The organism is Haladaptatus rarus (assembly GCF_054177585.1).
Genome location: NZ_JBPEHG010000024.1, coordinates 1 through 16,361, shown reverse-complemented (window position 1 = coordinate 16,361; position 16,361 = coordinate 1). Strand labels below are relative to the sequence as shown.

The window sequence follows — 16,361 nt, the reverse complement described above, 5'->3', positions numbered from 1 at the left end:
TGGGTAGTCGAATTTCCTCGGGGGCTCTATATATATAAATCACGTCTGACGATTATTCGTCCTCGAACAATACCGTAAGTAAATTTCATTCGGCTGCTCGAAGGTGCCGATTGAACGTGGGCTGTGAGACGCCGAGCGATTCGGCGATCTCTTGCCCGTTGCTCTCACGCGGCCACTCGAAGAACCCACTCCAGTACGCGGTCTCCAGTGCTTCGGACTGCCGGTCGGTGAGCAGGCGTTTCAGCTTCGCCCGGAAGTCGTGTTCCGTCTGGATCGGCCTGTTTCGCTTCCGACGTGCCACGAGCTCCGTGTTCTCGTAGCGATTCTGGAAGGTCTCGACGAAGCGGCGCACGTCCGTCGACTGTGGTAGTTCGACGGTGAGTCTGGCCTCTGCACCCTCTGCAGTCGCTGCTTTCGGGATCGCACACGTGGTCGAGCAGCAACGAGATGACGTTCGCCCCGGAGATAGAACACTCGAAGAGGTCTCTGTCGCCTCTGCTCGTGATGTGTCTGATGTCGTTGATGACGAGCGATCGATCCGAAAACTCGAGAACCGATTCCGGTGTCGTCTTTTCGGTCGTGAAAAACAGGCGAAGCGTGTCGTCAGCTTCACGGATGACGCTCTCGAATTCGAACCGGCAGTCGAGCATCTGGACGAACTCGATGACGGTGAATTCCGAATCGCGAACTCGAAACTCCAGTTCGACGGTGCTGTCGCTGACGAGTGCTCGCTTGCTCTCGATAGCGTTTCTGGCGTAGGCGACTGCCTTGCCCACGTCTTCGATGAGGAGTTGTTCCCTCGTGCCGAACGAATCGGGTTCGCCGCCGTAGACGGTCAACACGCCGTAGATGGTGCCACGAAAGATGAGCGGGACGCTGATAGCGGATCGGTACCCTCGTTTGAGCGCCTCCTGGCGCCACGATTCGTACGGTGGCTCACCGAGCAGATCGGGATCGACCGCGAGCTCTCTAGTTTGAACTGCCGTCCACGTCGTCGTCTCGATCGCCCCGTCGATCGGGGTCATCGAAAGCTCGTCGAGGAACGACTGGTCGTCACCGACCCACGTCCGGGGCGTCAGATCCTCCGTCGCGGCGTCGTACTCACCGACCCACGCGAATCGATACGTATCCGTGTTCGTCAATCGTTCACAGGTGGCCTTCTCGATCTCGGTTCGCGTCCGAGCCTCGGTAAGTACCGCCAGGACGTCTCGAACGACCGATTCACGCCGTCGAAGGCGTTCGAGCGCCATCTCCGCATTCGTCAGTGCTGTATCCCGCGTCGACACCTCCCACTCACGGTCGAGGCGGGCAAACGCCGATTCGACGTTCGCTGCGAGCGTCTTCGCCAACATGACCATCCGCTCGTCTCGGTCGATATCCGATTCCTGTGCGACGACCAGGACACCATGTCTCCCGAGGGGGAGGGCGAGCCACTGTTTTCCTTCTGTTTCACTGTTCGGTTCTCCCCAGCGCGCTTCGTTCTTCAGAAAGGAAGTCCACGCGAGTCCGCTCTCGGTGTCGAACAGTCGGTCGTCCGGGTCGGAGACACCTGCCCACGCAACCGGTCTAAGTGCTCCCTCGTCACTGGTGTACCGGGCGACGACTGCTGCTGAATAATCGAGCACCGACTGTGCGGTTTCCACCGCTGTTTCGGCGCTCGTCATCGTCTCGAACGCGTCACGAACTGCTTCGAGCCGCCGATCTCGGTGGATGCGCTCGGCAACTCGCTTCAGTCGGTTCGCCAGTGCAAGTCCGCCGCCTGCTCTGGGAACCCAGTCTGCGAGATCCCTGTCGAGCACTTCCTGACTGGCTCCGGCGTCTCCGTCTCCAAAGAGCAGACACGGAAGTGTCGGTTGCGAATCCTGAACCTCCTCGAAGAACGAGACTGGATCGGTGTCAGGGATGTCGGTCGAGCAGACGACACAGTCGACCGATTCGAGCTGTTCGCGTGCGTCTGCGGCAGTCGTTACGGTTTCGATGTTGACCGCCGAGAGTGCCCGAACCGTCGCTGTCGCTCTCGCGTCGGCGGGTAGGGCGACGAAGAGTATCTGGACTGGTTCGGTCATCGTCTGTGGCGGGTCTCGTGGTGGCGGGGTACCTCTTCGGTGTTAGTGACTCGCCCCCGAGGGTGTGTTCGTCGATCTCGGCTACTCGCTTCGGTTCGTCGCTGCGTCGTGGAGGGTTTCCTGGCGACCGAATCGGAAATCGGACTGGTCGTCACGAATCACTCGATTTGCCGCACTGGACTCGTACGGTCTCCGAGACGCCTTGGTTGCGTCTGCCGTTCCGATCGTATCGAGGGCTCGTAGGGGGTCGGGCTTTCGTTCGATCCGCTCATCTCTGCGTTCCTTCTGGTAGCGGTTTAGCGTGCAAGCGTATAAACCCAGAATCTTCTTTCGAATGGTTTCAAATTGTTTCAAGGTGCATAAACGGGGAACTCACTACTGTTATCCCTCGTTCTGAGGAAAGTGAGCTACGAGAGGAGGGATAGACTATCTCGACCGTACCCTGTGATTTAGTGGTATGATAACAAAGTACGCTGATGATGAGTCATACATGAGTCTATGCCTCCGACCATCGCACGGACGGCAGTTGTACAGGGCGACCAGGCAACATTCACGCCGAGGTGGTGGTGACGATGGCGATCCTCGAACTCGCGATCGGATTCTTCATCCTCGCGATCCTCGCTGCTGTCGTCGGTGCGCGCGGCGTCGCAGGCGTGACGATGGAGATCGCCCGATTGCTGATCATCGTCTTCGTCATCCTCGCCGTCATCTCACTCGTGCTCTGACGGCCACCCTCGCGCGGACGACAGCCCCTCTCGGAGCGTTTTCTATCGCACTCACTTCGTAGAGGGCGGTGACCTGCTGATATCTACTTCCGCTTATCCGATTAAGTGGAAGTGGCTCCTTCACGGACCAATACCTCGGAATCCGCGGGTTCGGGCGCTGTAAGTACTGATTTCTCTCCCATACACTCTATTCTGCTATACAGAACTGCAACGGACAGAAGTTGAGACCGCCGCTCTCAATGCAGGGCTTCTCCCTTCAAATGATCATCCATCATTGTTGTGTATGTCTATTGAGAGGTGCTATTCGTGGTGAATCTGCTAAAATCGATTGTTTGTGGGCCTGCTCGAACGATTTCTCCATTTTGACGATAGGGCTGATCGGTCGTTGGATCAAATGTGCCGTTCTGGTTTGTGTCTTCGACTACTACTACTCGGAGTGTATGTGTACCGTTGAGGGACGTATTGAGCTGAATATGATCGCCATCAGAAGCAACAGAGTGTTCAGACCGAGTGTTCGTTGCTTGGCTGTAGCCCAACATCGTCTCATTTTCGTACACAACAAGGAAGGCACTACTGTTCGGTGGTAAGGTGTACCCAACGCGAACGGACTCAGACGACCACTTATTCTGTGCTGCCGGGCCATTCAACCCCCAGAATGAGACACTCATTTCATGAGTCGCGGTTTCAGTGGGTGTTGGGGATTGGGACGTTGTCGATGGAATCCCTGATAGACACCCGCTTATGAGCACAACTGTTCCGAGGATAAGGATCGCTTGACTGAGACGGGCTTCCTTCATCATATTCACTCATTGATGTTTGATGGTAAATACTTTCTGAAGAGTAAAATAGATCTTTCACTATCCTCTCGATTTGAGTAGAGAACGTCTCCCTATAGATATTAAATGCAGTTTTACTTCTTCGTTCTTGACATCCAAACAGTGATATCGGCATCTACCTCTCGGCGTGCTGTTTTCCGGACGATCGCGACAAAATCATACTACAACTGGCCTGCGTATGCCGCAACACCGCTGTACGACCGTAGCTCACTTGATGCACTTGAGGAAGATATTCGGACTGTCGCAACAGTCTGGTTCACCCACAAGGGACACAATTCAGTCGACGATTTCGTCGCCGAAGTTCCACTACAATATGTTGATTTTAGCACACACGATCACTACAGTAACTCACCCAGGTATGAGATGACTACGTTGGTGCGTGCGTTTTTGCTGAAGGAAGTACACGGATGGAGTCACGAGACGGCACTCTTCGAGTATCTCAGACAGCAACCTTCGATTAGACAACGACTTGGTTTCGATACCCTACCTGACCAATCGACTTTGTGGCGAACGTGGCACTACCGCTTCCCGACCGATTTGAGAGAGACGATCACCGAGAGCGCACGAACGATTCTCAGACAGGCGGATCGAAGAAACGTCGAAACTCCACATACACCACCCCAATCCTCCAGCTATCATGTCGTAGATGACGAGAACGATTTCGGTAAACAAACGCTACTTGATAGTGCTGACAAACTCACAGACCACCTTGTACGAGTCGTCTATCCTGCATTCTCGCTCGGCCGTAATTCACACTGTGAAATTCACGCAAATGCATTCTGGGACTTGCAGACCTATCTCGGACTTCGAGAAAACTTAGCGGCCAATGAAGGCGCACGGAGTTTCACACTTGAATCCCGGCGAGACCGAACGCCACTCGGACATACTCATCGAACACACCTTCGTGACCTCTCTATCGACGAAATCCGCGAGATGTATCGTGAGGCAATCGGCCGGTTGTTAGATCGAGTCGCCGAGACAGACGCGTACCATCGGGCGGGTATCGTTGCAATTGATACGACTGAAGATAACCCATTTACAGGAGATCGTACCGGACATGAAGAGGAGATTATCGGGACAAAGGACGGTGAATACGCCTATCAGTGGGCGACGATCCAGCTCGTCGGCAATGCAGTACCGATTGTCTTGGATGCTCGACCAGTTCGGAAGGGTGATACTCGCTTGGAGATTGTCCGAGACCTCCTGGATTCAGCGCAAGAGCACGTTCTCGTCGATAATGTATTGATGGATCGCGAATTCGACAGCCAGCACATCTTGGAGGAAATTGACCAGCGTGGGCTTCAATACGTCGTCCCAAAGCGAATGCAGACGAGTGAGCAAGCCCAAGCAAAGCGATTACTGCAGTGGGATCAAGAACGGTACGTGACTGACCGGAACCTCTTATTGAACGACGATGAGCGGCATGAGACAACACTGATCTACCGACGCAGGGCCAACTCCAATTGCACGGATTATCGTCAGTATTCGGTATTCATAACGAACGGGGATCCGAGACTGTTACGAGAGTATTCGTATCGGTGGGAAATCGAGAGTGGCTACAAGAGCGTCAAACGGTTCATGGCTGCCACCACGTCGAAGAATTTTGTGCTGCGGTTTTTCTACTTCGCGTTTGCCTGCTTGCTGTACTCAATTTGGCGTGCTGTTGATCTGCTGGTGCAGATCGAAGTGACCGGTGAGTACAAGCAGTCACCAGTTTTGACCGCAAATACGGTCCTTACACTGTTGAAGCAAACTGGGATCGGCTAGAACAGATTTTGAGCCGATGAATGCCAGGTGATTAGCAGCAGCGCTGATCCGGCCGGTCGCTAATTCGGGGAAGAGTTAGAATAGTAACCAAAATCGATCTCTGGACCTCAGTTTGAAGCGCTTGCAGCAGGTGAATTGGATAATATTGTGCATCTTGGATCCTCTATACTGGGTGTAGTCTCATCTTTTGGCAACGGATTCGATGTCCACGTCGTTGACCGACGACTCCAGCGGTGGACGACTCTGGTGGAGGACGATTTTGGTGGTGGTCGACTTCGATGGAGGTTGTGTCATCGTGTGCGTTTCGATCAACCTGCGTCTCCGCATGCGCAGCTACTGACTCGGGACGTGGTACGGGTACCTTCACGATGGCCGTCGCTATGGTTCGCTGCGATTATCCGATGTTTCGAGTGTAGAATTCAGTCGGCGTGAGGAGCGACGGTTTCGACGCTTTCTTCCATCATGTTTGTCGCCAGACCATCTGCGAGTGCGAGCACTGCTGCTCGGTGGTCGTTTTTCGAGTGGTGAATAGAAGTCGGTCGCGTGTTCTGTGTGTCGTAGCCCGGTACATCGAACGAAGAATCGGTTTCCATCTCGAATCGGTTTCGTACTTCCGAAAGCAGTCCGTGCAGGTGAATGAGCTCTTGTTTTTTCATCCCGACGACAACTACCGACTGAAAGCCTATAGTATTTCCTTGAGGGACATTGTCTCACACAACGATTCTCGAATCAGAACGAACGTATCATTCTAATTCTCACAGCGCCGGTCTGGAAGGAAACATCTTCCGTCGTTTCGACTCCTCATGTCGGGATTCGCCGTAGAACATCGACCACTATCTGAGACTGTCTCGGTTTTCGGCACCGAGTCGTCGTCGATTCGTACCCGTGGCAATTCGAGAATGAGAGATCACCAGTTGGGTACTCGTGCTGACCTGGAACAGATGCACTGCGTTGGATGTTGCCAGTCGATTTATATCTCTCTCGCCCGAACTTCTCGGGGATGTTCGGTCAAACGAGACGGTTCTGGTTCGGACTTGCCCTGTTGCTCGTCGGGGCCGCACTCATCTTCGGGAGTCTCCTCCAGGGGCTTGGTACTCCTCCGATACTTCTCGCATTCGGGGTACTCGTCCTCGCTGTTGGAACTCTCGTCATCGCGGTGGCGCGACGGACGCGCCCAGTTTGAGTGCGATCTGTTGTCTCGATCAAAGCGGTTTTGATAACAAAACCATACAAGAACGCTCGAAACGTAATCGGTGGTATCTCCTGCTATTAGAACGATGGGAGTAAATAATCCGGAATCACCTCTCCGTGAAATGATGCCGTGGCTGAAATTCACTCTTCCGAACTAGTAGAGGGGATCAGGGGCAGATCGATAGAGAAATCACGACGAGATATACTGGAGATCATCGGAGCGAGTGGTGTTTCTGTTCTCGGGGGTGTCTCTCGATGCAAGTCGGTGAGTTCGGATCGTCGACGGTCTCCTCGAGATCGTGTATCAAAACTGGTTTGGACATGAGAACTCTCTTTGATCGATTTCCAGAAATGCGACTCTCAAAGACTGTAACGCCAGAATATGTTCATTTAAATGTCTGACACGGTTTTATGTAGTTTGGACGGTTTTTCTGATTCGTATGTCAGATACGGCCAAAATCGCCATCTCGAACCAGAAGGGAGGGGTCGGGAAGACCACGGTAGCGATCAACGTCGCCGGGGCGTTGAACCGCCTGGGTCACGACGTACTCTTCGTCGATCTCGACCCGCAGGGAAACGCCACCGAGGGACTGGGGTTGGAAGCCGAGTACGAAGCCCAACCACCGACCCTGTTCGACGTGTTGACCGACCACGAGGCGCGCGAGGACGTCGATTCGCTCATCGTCTCCCACGAGGAGATGGACGTGCTTCCGAGCAACATCGATATGACCAGCGTCGAGCCTGAGCTCACGATGGCGATGCGTGGTCGAGAGCGACTGGGGCAAGTCTTAGACGCACTCGACACCGAGTACGACGTCATCCTCATCGACTGTCCACCATATCTCGGTAACCTCACCGACAACGCCTTACTCGCCGCCGAGAACGTCCTCATCCCTGCGCTGGCCGAATCGACCAGCAAGCGAGCGCTCGAAATCCTCTTCGACCAGATTGAGGTACTCGAAGCGGAGTACGACACGCAGATCCGCGACCTCGGCGTCGTCGCAAATCGCGTCGAGACGACCAACGAAGCGGATGCGATGCTCACGTGGTTCGAAGAGGCGTTCACCGACGTGCCGGTCTGGGAAGTTCGCAAACGAGTTACCCTTCAGCGTGCCTTCTCGGCTGGCTGTTCCATCTTCGAATTCGACGAAGAGTGTGACATGGAAGCTGCATTTCTCACCGTTGCCGAGGAACTCGAACTGCAACTCGGACTCGCGGAGGTGACGGCATGAGCGACGAAAGCCGTGCTGACCGCCTTCGCCGTCGCCGACGCGCACAACGCGAGCAGACCGAGCCCGACGAACCGTCAGAATCGTCAAAACGGTCAGAAGCATCCAAAACGTCCAAAATGTCAGAACAGTCTGTAAAGTCAAAAACGTCCGAGATGGCCGATTCGTCAGAACACGACGAGACGGATGGGACGGACGAACAGTCCAAAGCAGAGAGCGTGAAAGATGCCCGCGTCGGCACCTACATGTACCTTCCTGAAGACCAGCGCTCCAAGTTGAACTTCCGGTACAAGGAGCTCAACCTCACGTACGAGCGATCGTTCGGAGAAGAACTGGAGAAGAATCGCCACTTCTATCCGCTGGTCGTGCAGGCAGGACTCGAAGCACTCGACGGACTGGATGGTGAGGAGCTGAGAGAGCGCCTGAGTCGGCTGGAGTAGGAAGCTAATTGGTCCCCGAGGTGAGTCACTCGTCGTCTGTACGCGCCTCTCAGGGCTTCGAAAACAGCGTGGAGGGCTTGGTGGCTGGTTACGACTGTGCGTCGAGGAGCGTGCGTACCTGTTCTGCCCGCTCGTCGTCCGTGATGAACTTCTGGAACCGCCAGTCGAATGAGTCGAGGAGGACGGAGATTCCGTCGTCGGTGATCGCGTACTCGTTGGTACGTTTGTCCAGTTCGCTCTTCTCGACCAGTCCGCGCTCGATGAGCGTGTCGAGGTTGGGGTACAGGCGGCCGTGATTCACTTCCTCGTCGTAGTAATCTTCCAGCTCACGCTTGATAGCGAGCCCGTATCGGGACTCTTCTGCGAGGACTATCAGAACGTTTTGCTGGAAGGCGGTGAGGTCGCGTGCGGTTTCATTTTCGCTGACGGTTTGTGCCTCTGACATGGTCGTCTAGTGTGATATGGACTGACAGTGGATATAAACCTTCCTAATTTGGGCAATATTTATGGACTTTACTACAAATATTATCTAGGGCCCATCATTCGGTCACAGATTCTGGCGCTCAGCCATGAGAAATTTGTGACGATAATCAATATTCCGCTATTACCCTGATTCTTTCAATGCGACCTTTTTCCCCATCTGGTAAATACCTGCCGAAAAAAGAAGCGTGTCACGACACGATGCATCGCCGATGAAACCTCGTTCGTCGTCTCGCCAGATGCTTACGTGGAATCGCCGGTTGACACAGTCCTCGGAGGGACATTCTACTGCTCCAGAATTGAGCATCGATTCGAGATTTTCTTCGACGAATTCGATAATATCAATCATAATTCTAAGAAAGCTACCAAAAGTATTAATCTTGGTGATAGGTATCAGATATGATAATTTATTCTGACATTCGCTGTTCAGGGTACTGCATAACCGTCCAACTGGGAAATATCGTTTAACTGGTATATAACGAAGTAGAACCGTATCGTCGTCTCATCTACGCCCGAGGTGGGCGTCCAACGTGCGATTGCACTGATTCGCTCGGCGGTGCCGGAGGCGATGGCGATGGGCTGGCATCCCATCTTGTGTCACCACCCTCCCACAAAAGTTCTCCTTCCGGGCGAACCTTTTCCGGCTTCGGCGGGTTTTCCCCCGCTCGTCGGAGCTTACTCTTCGCCCGATAGCATCGCTGTTTTGGTATATAAAAGACGGAAGTAACCCCGTCTGAGCAGGAACGTCTCTGTTCGTAGTGTGAGCTCTCCCCTGGCAGCCACGCCCAGGGAGAGAGAGGGAGAATGCCAGACGTTCACACACAGTCTGCAACTCGACACATCCATCTATCGTGCTCGTCGGATCGTCCGAGACCCGATGACGACGGAGTCGACCTGTCTCGCAACTAGTTGGAGGAACTGACGGCCAGTAAAAACTGGGCTGGATTGCTGAAGCGCTTAAGCCTCAGTGGATCCCGAGTGCTTCGATCTGCTCTTGATACCGGTTGCGGATAGTGACCTCGGTCACCTGTGCGACGTCGGCGACCTCGCGCTGGGTCTTCTTCTCGTTGCAGAGAAGCGATGCAGCGTAGATCGCAGCGGCGGCGTAGCCCGTCGGCGACTTCCCGGAGAGTAGTCCCTGCTCTGCCGTCGTATCGATGATCTCGTTTGCCTTCGACTGGACCTCTTCGCTGACGCCGAGGTCGGAGCAGAATCGGGGGACGTACTGTTTCGGGTCGACCGGTTTCATCTCCAGGCCGAGTTCCTGCGAGATGTAGCGATACGTTCGTCCGATTTCTTTCTGATTCACCCGCGATACCTCTGCGACTTCTTCGAGGCTCCGGGGGATTCCTTCCTGGCGGCAGGCGGCGTAGAGGGTACTCGTCGCGACGCCCTCGATGGAGCGCCCGCGGATCAGGTCTTCGGCGAGTGCTCGTCGATAGATGACCGAGGCGACTTCACGGACAGACCGGGGGACACCGAGTGCAGACGCCATCCGGTCGATCTCGGAGAGGGCGAACTGGAGATTCCGTTCGCCCGCGTCTTTCGTCCGGATTCGCTCTTGCCACTTACGCAGCCGGTGCATCTGACTCCGCTTTTCGGACGAGAGTGACCGGCCGTACGCGTCCTGGTTCTTCCAGTCGATGGTGGTCGTCAACCCCTTGTCGTGCATCGTCTGCGTGGTCGGCGCACCCACGCGCGACTTGCTCTGTCGCTCACTGTGATTGAACGCGCGCCACTCTGGCCCGCGGTCGACGTGATCCTCTTCGACTACCAGCCCACAGTCGTCACAGACCAGCTCTGACTGGTCTGCGCTACTCACGAGGTTTTTCGACCCGCACTCGGGACACCCCTGTACAGCCTCCTCCTCGGTTTCGGTTTGCTCCGCACGGCGCTCCCGTTGGCGAGTGGACCGTTTCATCAACGTTCTATACTCACAGCCAACATTTAAACCCCCGGATGGAACAGCGCAGTTCGTCGACCGGTCGAAATCACTGCTGACGGACTCCAAAAGTGACGCAGTCGGTGAGTTAGGGCGGCAAAATGAGTTTTTTGCGACGCTCGGTGTACTGCAGCGACTAGCAGGAGGGTTTTGCCAGCTGCGACACTTCGACCATCACGTCGTTACTGTCCGGGTTCGTATCGCGGAACGTCCACGAGCGGTCGAACGCGATTCCGGCGTCCTGTCCTTTCGTGAGCAGATCTTCGAGCGCGGTTTCGAAATCCATCGCCGACACGCCGCCTGGGACGGGCGGGTAGTCGGGAGTGGGCTCGGCCAGCTCGGGCCGTGGTGCGAGGCTCGTGATCTCGACCATCACGTCGGCGTCGTTGTCGTGACGGAACGTCCAGGAACGGTCGAACTCGACGCCGCTCTTTTTAGCTGTGGAGATGAGCATCTCGAGAGTCGCTTCGAACTCTTCGGGGGACGATGCCCAGGCGGGTATGTGGTTGGCCTGGCTCATTTTCTAATTGTCTGTATGTGGATACCCTACATAAACTCAGAACGCTGTCCCATGTAATTCCGTACCGCATCGACGTTTGAAACAGTTTGCAACAGTCTCGAAACCCGGTTACTGCGGCCGGTTTTCCACTCGATTGCTACCGTGTGGGTCTCTGGTCGTGTTTCTCCTCGGATCAGGTTCGACGATTAGTCAATCGAACGCCATTCGACTGTTGCACTCCTTTCTCTCACACGAACCGGTCACTCGCAGTGTGTGATGGATCGTGAAATGAAGGTCCGAGAGTACAGGATAAAATGTCCCATGTCTTCTCAGGCTGTTGTAAAAAATCGACACCCTCAGATAAAGTGACGTTTCATCCAGAAAATGGTATAAAATTCCGATAACGCTCCTTTCGTTATATACTATCCGGAAACGTGTGATGAGATATGGCAAGCACGCCCTCCACGCTCCGAAACGAGAACGCGATCGACTTTCAGTTCGCGGCCACGATGGCTCGACGAGTCATCGCGCCGCCAGTCCAGTTTCTTGGGTTCTGGGCGGCGGTTTCGATCCCGTTTCTGTATCTTCCGCTCCTTCCGGGCGGGCTTCCCGGAACCGAACTGACGGTGTTCGTGAGTCTCCTCGCGTTCCACGTCGCCGCGCTCGTCATCGGCCACGGTTATCGACGGTGACTGAGCTCTTTCGTTCGAAGAATACGGTTACCCACCCCGTACGACCGAACGTCTCTATCGTGATTCGTCCAGGCAGTTCTCACAGACGTCTACGCTCGCTCGTAGGTATGTGTCGTTCTCGCTCAGCTCCATTTCGATGCGCGTCACCGGAACGTAATCCCGGCAGTATGCACAACGTTCGATAGCGTCAACCCGTTTCGGCATGTCGTGATTTCTCGGCATGTGTGCTTGCTCATTCAAGCCCGATGGCCGTCGATAGTAAATATGAGAAGGATGGTTCCAAAAACTATGCGTTAGCATTTCCGCGTTTTATATACGGGCGGCTTCTGAGAAGGAAGAGCTGCGTCTGGTAATCAGTCGGCGATTTCCGCAGTTCCCTTTTCGTTGACGTACTTCGCTTCCCACTCGCGGCGAGCCTCGATCTCGCGCTGCCCACGTCGGGTAAGCGTGTAGTAGTTCGTCCGGCGGTCGACCTGACCCTTCTCGACGAGGCCTTTGTCTACCAGTGTGTCGAGGTTCGGGTAGAGGCGACCGTGATGGATGTCCTTTTCGTAGTAGTCTTCCAGTTCTTCTTTGATCGCGAGGCCGTGTGGTTCGGTCAACCCGTTGATGACGTACAACAGGTCTCGCTGGAAGCCAGTCAGGTCGTACATGTTCGACTCGATGTTATGTCTACATGGTATTAGTTAAGAGCATGATAATGGCCGCTTTATGGGATGAAAAACCGTGCGTCGCTCACTTTTGAATCTGATGTTCCATCTTCGTAGCAACTATATCACATTTCTTTCCTTCATCGTCGGTCGATGTGTCCGTATTCGGCCCAAGATAATATAATCATCGAGTAACCAAATTCCTCGATATGAAAAAGCAAGAATTGATTCACCTGCACGGACTGCTCGCTGAGGTACGGAATCGATACGAAAGACGGAGTAGTGACCCGGTCAACTGTGCCGATTACGAGGCGACCGGCGTCCGGCCAACGTCGATCCACCGCTCGAAGACCGACCATCGAGATGCAGTGTTCAAACTCGCAGGTAGTCTCACCGACGCGATGGCAGTGGAGGAGAAACTCACATCCCCCATCAACTAAGCCGCGCGAAGATGGCCTTTCTGGGCCACGATGACGCTGATTTTCCTGCGTGTCACTCTGAAAGAACCTGTGCTACCGTTACGATCGTGAACATGGCGACGATGCTCCCGGCGATGGCGACGACCGGGAGTGTCGCAAGTACGGGGACTCCGAGCGCCACCCCACCGAGGAGAATGGTGCTGAACACGGACACGCCGAGATAGTACGCTTCCCACGGGACGTCGGTGTCGGTTTCGACAGCAGCGTCGTCGGTATCGGGGGCTGAAACGTCGAGATACCGGTCGAGTTGGTTTGCGAGTTCCGTCCGCTCGACGGTACCGCGATTCTGGTCGTATTTGATGATTCCTTCCTCGTCCAGTTTGGGAAGGTGTGACTGATACAGTGGAATGTACACACGTTGGCGTTGATCTGACGTGAGTGCCTGTACCGAGATACCGTTTTCCCACGCAGCCACCTGCTCTGCGATGTCTCGCATCTCGACTACTCCGTCGTTCTCTTTCAGGTACCGGAGGACGTATCGCCGCCGTGGTGTCTGGAGGAGGTGGAATATCTTATCCTTGGAGAGCTCGCGCGCGACGTTTACCTCGTCTTGCTTCTCCACAGCGGTGTGCTTCACGGTGTCGTCGGGGTGAACCTCTACAGCGCTCATGACGAATAGAATTATAGCTAGTATGGGTAATAAACCAATAATGCTCTCCCATTTTGTTGCAGACGGTTGCGATAGCTTGTCAAGCCGATTAGACTGCTTATAAACTATTTTCAAGTTTACCAATTTATATTTTAGATATGTTCTAGTTCAGCATATATCTCGGACTCGGTTCAAGCACAGCCTTCGGGCTTAAATACCTGTCTTGGAGCGTTTGAACCGTACTAAACCGGGGATCAGGCAATCCTTGACCGACGAACTGCCGAAACTTGTCGAGCTACAAAAGCCGGAATATCGACCCTACTATCGGCGTATTGTCCTGTATGAAATGATGATATGTCCACTACAACGGTCGTAAACGGTCATCTGTTTCTTCGCTTCCAGAACGTCGATTCAACGGCTGAAACAGACCAGAAGCGGCAGACGACGTTAACGCCACTATAGTAATCAGGGAACGATACGTAGGGGTACATGCCTAGCGCGGAGGCGGCTATCCGAATATCCGGCCGTGAGGGTGGTAGCGCTCATGACTGATTTACCCTCGCGTTTTCCGATCGATCATCGAAATGTTCGAACCCTGATTAGTGTACTCCCAAACTCATCCAATTAAATACAGAAAGTGACTTATATTGTTGCTTGCTATTTGAATTTTGAAGCACTTTCGACTACCTAAACTTTAATGCAAGGTAATCAAATATCCACAACATATCTAGGCTCTCAACAATGGCACATGGCGCATCTGATCCCGACGGCTCGCCGGACGAGTCAGAGGATTCGTCGGGGGTAACGGGGAATCCTGCTCTCTCCGCCCCTCCGAGAACACTCTTCGCCGAGATCTTCGTCACCCACGAGACACTTGTACTCGTCCCGACCATCGAGTCAGTACCCGAGCTGACGATTCAGATGGAAGGGACGCCCACAGTAGATAGTTCGTCACTGTTCGTCTCCGTGGTCGGTGACGATTTCACCGCGTTCGAACGGGCGACAGAGATGGATTCGACAGTCAGCGGTATGACGCTCTTCTCCGCGTCCGCGGATCATCGAGTGTCTCAGATACGGCCATCCCCGCTGGTGACAGCGTTCCTTCCCACAGCCGCGGAACTCGGTGTTCGCATACTCGACGTGAAAAGCGGGAGCGGCGGGTGGATCGCCCGCATCCAGATGCTGTCTCGGGAACCACTCATCCAACTCCGAAACGACTGTTTAGACGCTGGCATCACGTTCCGGGTGCGACAGCTGTACGACGCAGATCCGGACTCCGAGATAGAGGGGACGAGACTGACCGCCCGTCAGCGAGATACGGTGCTCACCGCGTTCCAGTCCGGCTACTACGACGTTCCTCGTGGCATCTCGCAGGGTGAACTCGCGGAGAAACTTGGTGTCTCGACATCGGCGATCTCGCAACAGTTACGACGCGCGACCGGCCAGTTGATCGCCAGCACATTCGCCGTCGACCGAGATTAAGCTTCGAACGGGGATTTGGAGGCTTCCGGTTCGGAACCGTTCAAGAAGACGAGATTCCCCCGACCGATCTGGACGCGCGTTATCTCGTCGTTCTCTTCCATCTTCGAGAGCTTTCTGCTCACCGTCGATTTCGACCACGACGTCTCTGCCGTGATGTCTGCTTGCTTCATCCGTCCACCATACTGGATGAGAAGCGATCGGATCCGTTCTTCGTCGGTGAGCATCTCTTCGTCCGCGAGATTCCCAACCGGTGCTCGCTCGTCCGGAATCGGCTCTTCGTCGGGCTCCGACTCGGACGTTACGTTGGTTTCCGGCTCCGGTGTCGCTTCCGTGCTCGCGGTCGTTCGGTCGAACAGCCCGGACAGTAGCGTCCGTATCGACGACAGTGGGCCGTCGGATGGATACTCCGATCCGTCGGACGATTCTGGCTCGTCGGTCTGGTTCGTCTCTGTACTCGGCGAGTAGGTCGGTGTCGTCGTCCATTCGGCACCGTCCTCGGAGACCTCGACGACGACATCGAACAGTGTTTTGAGCGTGTTGATCGTTTCCGGGTCGTGGATGTCGGGATCCATCTGGAAGTAGCCGACTGCCCCGGCGGCCTGTACCCGGTGCGTGAGGATGTGGAGATAGCGAAATGCGGTATCGAAGTCGACGTACTCGAGGAGGACGGTCAACGTTTGAACCGACACGACCGGCTGTGTCCCACTGTCCGTCCACTCTTCTAAGTAATTGCTCAGTGGGACGACGATCTCCATCGGGTCTGTCGGATCGACGACTGCGGTCGAGACGTCGTCGGGCGTCTTCTCGTCGTAGGTTTCGGGTTCTGCCATCCCACTCGCGTGGATGAACTGCGTCTCGCGTGGGAGTGACCCGACACTTCGCTGCCAATCTTCGAGCCACTGACCTGGGGGCTGGGTGTACGTGACGGCTGCGAGGCTCATATTTTCAGGTGGGGTCGAAGCGACAAGCTCCATGTGCGCCCGGTTGCCGTGAGGGGTAAGGGGGGCGAGGACCAATATGTTCGACACGTTTTGGAGGTCTTCTTGTAATTTTGGAACGTCCATTTAAATCCTACTCCATACAGATAATATCATTTTGATATTTGGGAAGTTATTACGTACATTCTGAGATATTGCTCATTATTTTGTCTAGGTCATACGACGTAACTGAACATTAACGCTCATGTGTAGCACATTGTTGATTTCAGAGAGTCGCTTTGACAGCGTGTTTGAGTGCTTCTCGACCGGGTTTTCTGAAGAGTTCGCTGCGTAGCTGAAAGGCGCGGAGATACTGT

The 16,361-nt window shown here is 54.6% G+C and carries 17 protein-coding genes and 1 pseudogene; 8 read left to right on the top strand and 10 right to left on the bottom strand.

What is annotated here, in order from left to right:
* Positions 1-85: 85 nt before the first annotated feature.
* Together ACR3FE_RS25610 and ACR3FE_RS25605 are read right to left on the bottom strand one after the other, a co-directional pair.
* Complete coding sequence (locus ACR3FE_RS25610) at positions 86-301, bottom strand: helix-turn-helix domain-containing protein (RefSeq protein WP_458210705.1); 216 nt, start codon at positions 299-301, stop codon at positions 86-88.
* A gap of 6 nt (positions 302-307) precedes the next feature.
* Positions 308-1,250 (bottom strand): annotated as a pseudogene (locus tag ACR3FE_RS25605) (bacterio-opsin activator domain-containing protein); the annotation flags it as partial.
* Between the two features lie 1,388 nt (positions 1,251-2,638).
* Between ACR3FE_RS25605 and ACR3FE_RS25600 the strand changes: the two are divergent.
* Positions 2,639-2,791: a DUF1328 family protein gene (locus ACR3FE_RS25600; protein WP_458210674.1), complete on the top strand. Its 153-nt coding sequence runs from the start codon at positions 2,639-2,641 to the stop codon at positions 2,789-2,791.
* Positions 2,792-3,078: 287 nt separating this feature from the next.
* Here the strand turns inward: ACR3FE_RS25600 and ACR3FE_RS25595 are convergent, their stop codons facing one another.
* Positions 3,079-3,459: a DUF7282 domain-containing protein gene (locus ACR3FE_RS25595; RefSeq protein WP_458210704.1), complete on the bottom strand. Its 381-nt coding sequence runs from the start codon at positions 3,457-3,459 to the stop codon at positions 3,079-3,081.
* A 270-nt stretch (positions 3,460-3,729) separates the two neighbouring features.
* On the opposite strand from ACR3FE_RS25595, the gene ACR3FE_RS25590 reads away from it, so the two are divergent.
* Positions 3,730-5,394 carry a transposase gene (locus ACR3FE_RS25590; RefSeq protein ID WP_458210703.1) on the top strand — a complete coding sequence of 555 codons (1,665 nt, stop codon included), beginning with the start codon at positions 3,730-3,732 and terminating at the stop codon, positions 5,392-5,394.
* 419 nt (positions 5,395-5,813) lie between these two features.
* Here ACR3FE_RS25590 and ACR3FE_RS25585 read toward each other — a convergent pair whose 3' ends face one another.
* The gene (locus ACR3FE_RS25585; protein ID WP_458210673.1) at positions 5,814-6,050 is read right to left on the bottom strand and encodes a UPF0058 family protein; all 237 of its coding nucleotides are present in this window, start codon (positions 6,048-6,050) and stop codon (positions 5,814-5,816) included.
* A 344-nt stretch (positions 6,051-6,394) separates the two neighbouring features.
* On the opposite strand from ACR3FE_RS25585, the gene ACR3FE_RS25580 reads away from it, so the two are divergent.
* The 3 genes from ACR3FE_RS25580 (at position 6,395) to ACR3FE_RS25570 (ending at position 8,254) form a co-directional block, all read left to right on the top strand.
* Complete coding sequence (locus ACR3FE_RS25580) at positions 6,395-6,577, top strand: hypothetical protein (protein WP_458210672.1); 183 nt, start codon at positions 6,395-6,397, stop codon at positions 6,575-6,577.
* A gap of 448 nt (positions 6,578-7,025) precedes the next feature.
* Positions 7,026-7,817 (top strand): ParA family protein, encoded by a 792-nt coding sequence (locus ACR3FE_RS25575; protein WP_458210671.1) that lies wholly within the window; start codon positions 7,026-7,028, stop codon positions 7,815-7,817.
* Positions 7,814-8,254 (top strand): DUF8160 family protein, encoded by a 441-nt coding sequence (locus ACR3FE_RS25570; protein WP_458210670.1) that lies wholly within the window; start codon positions 7,814-7,816, stop codon positions 8,252-8,254. The genes ACR3FE_RS25575 and ACR3FE_RS25570 overlap by 4 nt, the downstream gene beginning before the upstream one ends.
* A gap of 88 nt (positions 8,255-8,342) precedes the next feature.
* Here the strand turns inward: ACR3FE_RS25570 and ACR3FE_RS25565 are convergent, their stop codons facing one another.
* The 3 genes from ACR3FE_RS25565 to ACR3FE_RS25555 all read right to left on the bottom strand — a co-directional run bounded on the left by ACR3FE_RS25565 (position 8,343) and on the right by ACR3FE_RS25555 (position 11,196).
* Positions 8,343-8,699, bottom strand: coding sequence for a PadR family transcriptional regulator (locus ACR3FE_RS25565; RefSeq protein WP_458210669.1), 357 nt, complete (start codon positions 8,697-8,699; stop codon positions 8,343-8,345).
* Between the two features lie 999 nt (positions 8,700-9,698).
* Positions 9,699-10,655, bottom strand: coding sequence for a transcription initiation factor IIB (locus ACR3FE_RS25560; protein ID WP_458210668.1), 957 nt, complete (start codon positions 10,653-10,655; stop codon positions 9,699-9,701).
* Positions 10,656-10,812: 157 nt separating this feature from the next.
* Positions 10,813-11,196 carry a hypothetical protein gene (locus tag ACR3FE_RS25555; protein WP_458210667.1) on the bottom strand — a complete coding sequence of 128 codons (384 nt, stop codon included), beginning with the start codon at positions 11,194-11,196 and terminating at the stop codon, positions 10,813-10,815.
* A gap of 425 nt (positions 11,197-11,621) precedes the next feature.
* On the opposite strand from ACR3FE_RS25555, the gene ACR3FE_RS25550 reads away from it, so the two are divergent.
* Complete coding sequence (locus ACR3FE_RS25550) at positions 11,622-11,867, top strand: DUF8028 family protein (protein WP_458210666.1); 246 nt, start codon at positions 11,622-11,624, stop codon at positions 11,865-11,867.
* Between the two features lie 353 nt (positions 11,868-12,220).
* On the opposite strand, the gene ACR3FE_RS25545 is transcribed toward ACR3FE_RS25550, so the two are convergent.
* The gene (locus ACR3FE_RS25545) at positions 12,221-12,520 is read right to left on the bottom strand and encodes a PadR family transcriptional regulator (RefSeq protein ID WP_458210665.1); all 300 of its coding nucleotides are present in this window, start codon (positions 12,518-12,520) and stop codon (positions 12,221-12,223) included.
* A 206-nt stretch (positions 12,521-12,726) separates the two neighbouring features.
* On the opposite strand from ACR3FE_RS25545, the gene ACR3FE_RS25540 reads away from it, so the two are divergent.
* Complete coding sequence (locus tag ACR3FE_RS25540; protein ID WP_458210664.1) at positions 12,727-12,957, top strand: UPF0058 family protein; 231 nt, start codon at positions 12,727-12,729, stop codon at positions 12,955-12,957.
* Positions 12,958-13,009: 52 nt separating this feature from the next.
* On the opposite strand, the gene ACR3FE_RS25535 is transcribed toward ACR3FE_RS25540, so the two are convergent.
* Entirely contained in the window at positions 13,010-13,606 is a 597-nt protein-coding gene (locus ACR3FE_RS25535; protein WP_458210663.1) for a DUF7344 domain-containing protein, read from the bottom strand.
* Between the two features lie 720 nt (positions 13,607-14,326).
* On the opposite strand from ACR3FE_RS25535, the gene ACR3FE_RS25530 reads away from it, so the two are divergent.
* Positions 14,327-15,067 (top strand): helix-turn-helix domain-containing protein, encoded by a 741-nt coding sequence (locus tag ACR3FE_RS25530; RefSeq protein ID WP_458210662.1) that lies wholly within the window; start codon positions 14,327-14,329, stop codon positions 15,065-15,067.
* Here ACR3FE_RS25530 and ACR3FE_RS25525 read toward each other — a convergent pair.
* On the bottom strand, positions 15,064-16,131 hold the full coding sequence (locus ACR3FE_RS25525; RefSeq protein WP_458210661.1) for a helix-turn-helix transcriptional regulator: 1,068 nt from the start codon (positions 16,129-16,131) through the stop codon (positions 15,064-15,066). The genes ACR3FE_RS25530 and ACR3FE_RS25525 overlap by 4 nt on opposite strands.
* Between the last annotated feature and the right edge of the window lie 230 nt (positions 16,132-16,361).

Bases quoted from the DNA above. Each gene is read 5' to 3' on its own strand.
- ACR3FE_RS25600 (WP_458210674.1), top strand. From the start codon at position 2,639: ATGGCGATCCTCGAACTCGCGATCGGATTCTTCATCCTCGCGATCCTC.
- ACR3FE_RS25595 (WP_458210704.1), bottom strand. From the start codon at position 3,459: ATGAGTGTCTCATTCTGGGGGTTGAATGGCCCGGCAGCACAGAATAAG.
- ACR3FE_RS25585 (WP_458210673.1), bottom strand. From the start codon at position 6,050: ATGAAAAAACAAGAGCTCATTCACCTGCACGGACTGCTTTCGGAAGTA.
- ACR3FE_RS25580 (WP_458210672.1), top strand. From the start codon at position 6,395: ATGTTCGGTCAAACGAGACGGTTCTGGTTCGGACTTGCCCTGTTGCTC.
- ACR3FE_RS25575 (WP_458210671.1), top strand. From the start codon at position 7,026: ATGTCAGATACGGCCAAAATCGCCATCTCGAACCAGAAGGGAGGGGTC.
- ACR3FE_RS25570 (WP_458210670.1), top strand. From the start codon at position 7,814: ATGAGCGACGAAAGCCGTGCTGACCGCCTTCGCCGTCGCCGACGCGCA.
- ACR3FE_RS25565 (WP_458210669.1), bottom strand. From the start codon at position 8,699: ATGTCAGAGGCACAAACCGTCAGCGAAAATGAAACCGCACGCGACCTC.
- ACR3FE_RS25560 (WP_458210668.1), bottom strand. From the start codon at position 10,655: ATGAAACGGTCCACTCGCCAACGGGAGCGCCGTGCGGAGCAAACCGAA.
- ACR3FE_RS25555 (WP_458210667.1), bottom strand. From the start codon at position 11,196: ATGAGCCAGGCCAACCACATACCCGCCTGGGCATCGTCCCCCGAAGAG.
- ACR3FE_RS25550 (WP_458210666.1), top strand. From the start codon at position 11,622: ATGGCAAGCACGCCCTCCACGCTCCGAAACGAGAACGCGATCGACTTT.
- ACR3FE_RS25545 (WP_458210665.1), bottom strand. From the start codon at position 12,520: ATGTACGACCTGACTGGCTTCCAGCGAGACCTGTTGTACGTCATCAAC.
- ACR3FE_RS25540 (WP_458210664.1), top strand. From the start codon at position 12,727: ATGAAAAAGCAAGAATTGATTCACCTGCACGGACTGCTCGCTGAGGTA.
- ACR3FE_RS25535 (WP_458210663.1), bottom strand. From the start codon at position 13,606: ATGAGCGCTGTAGAGGTTCACCCCGACGACACCGTGAAGCACACCGCT.
- ACR3FE_RS25530 (WP_458210662.1), top strand. From the start codon at position 14,327: ATGGCACATGGCGCATCTGATCCCGACGGCTCGCCGGACGAGTCAGAG.
- ACR3FE_RS25525 (WP_458210661.1), bottom strand. From the start codon at position 16,131: ATGGACGTTCCAAAATTACAAGAAGACCTCCAAAACGTGTCGAACATA.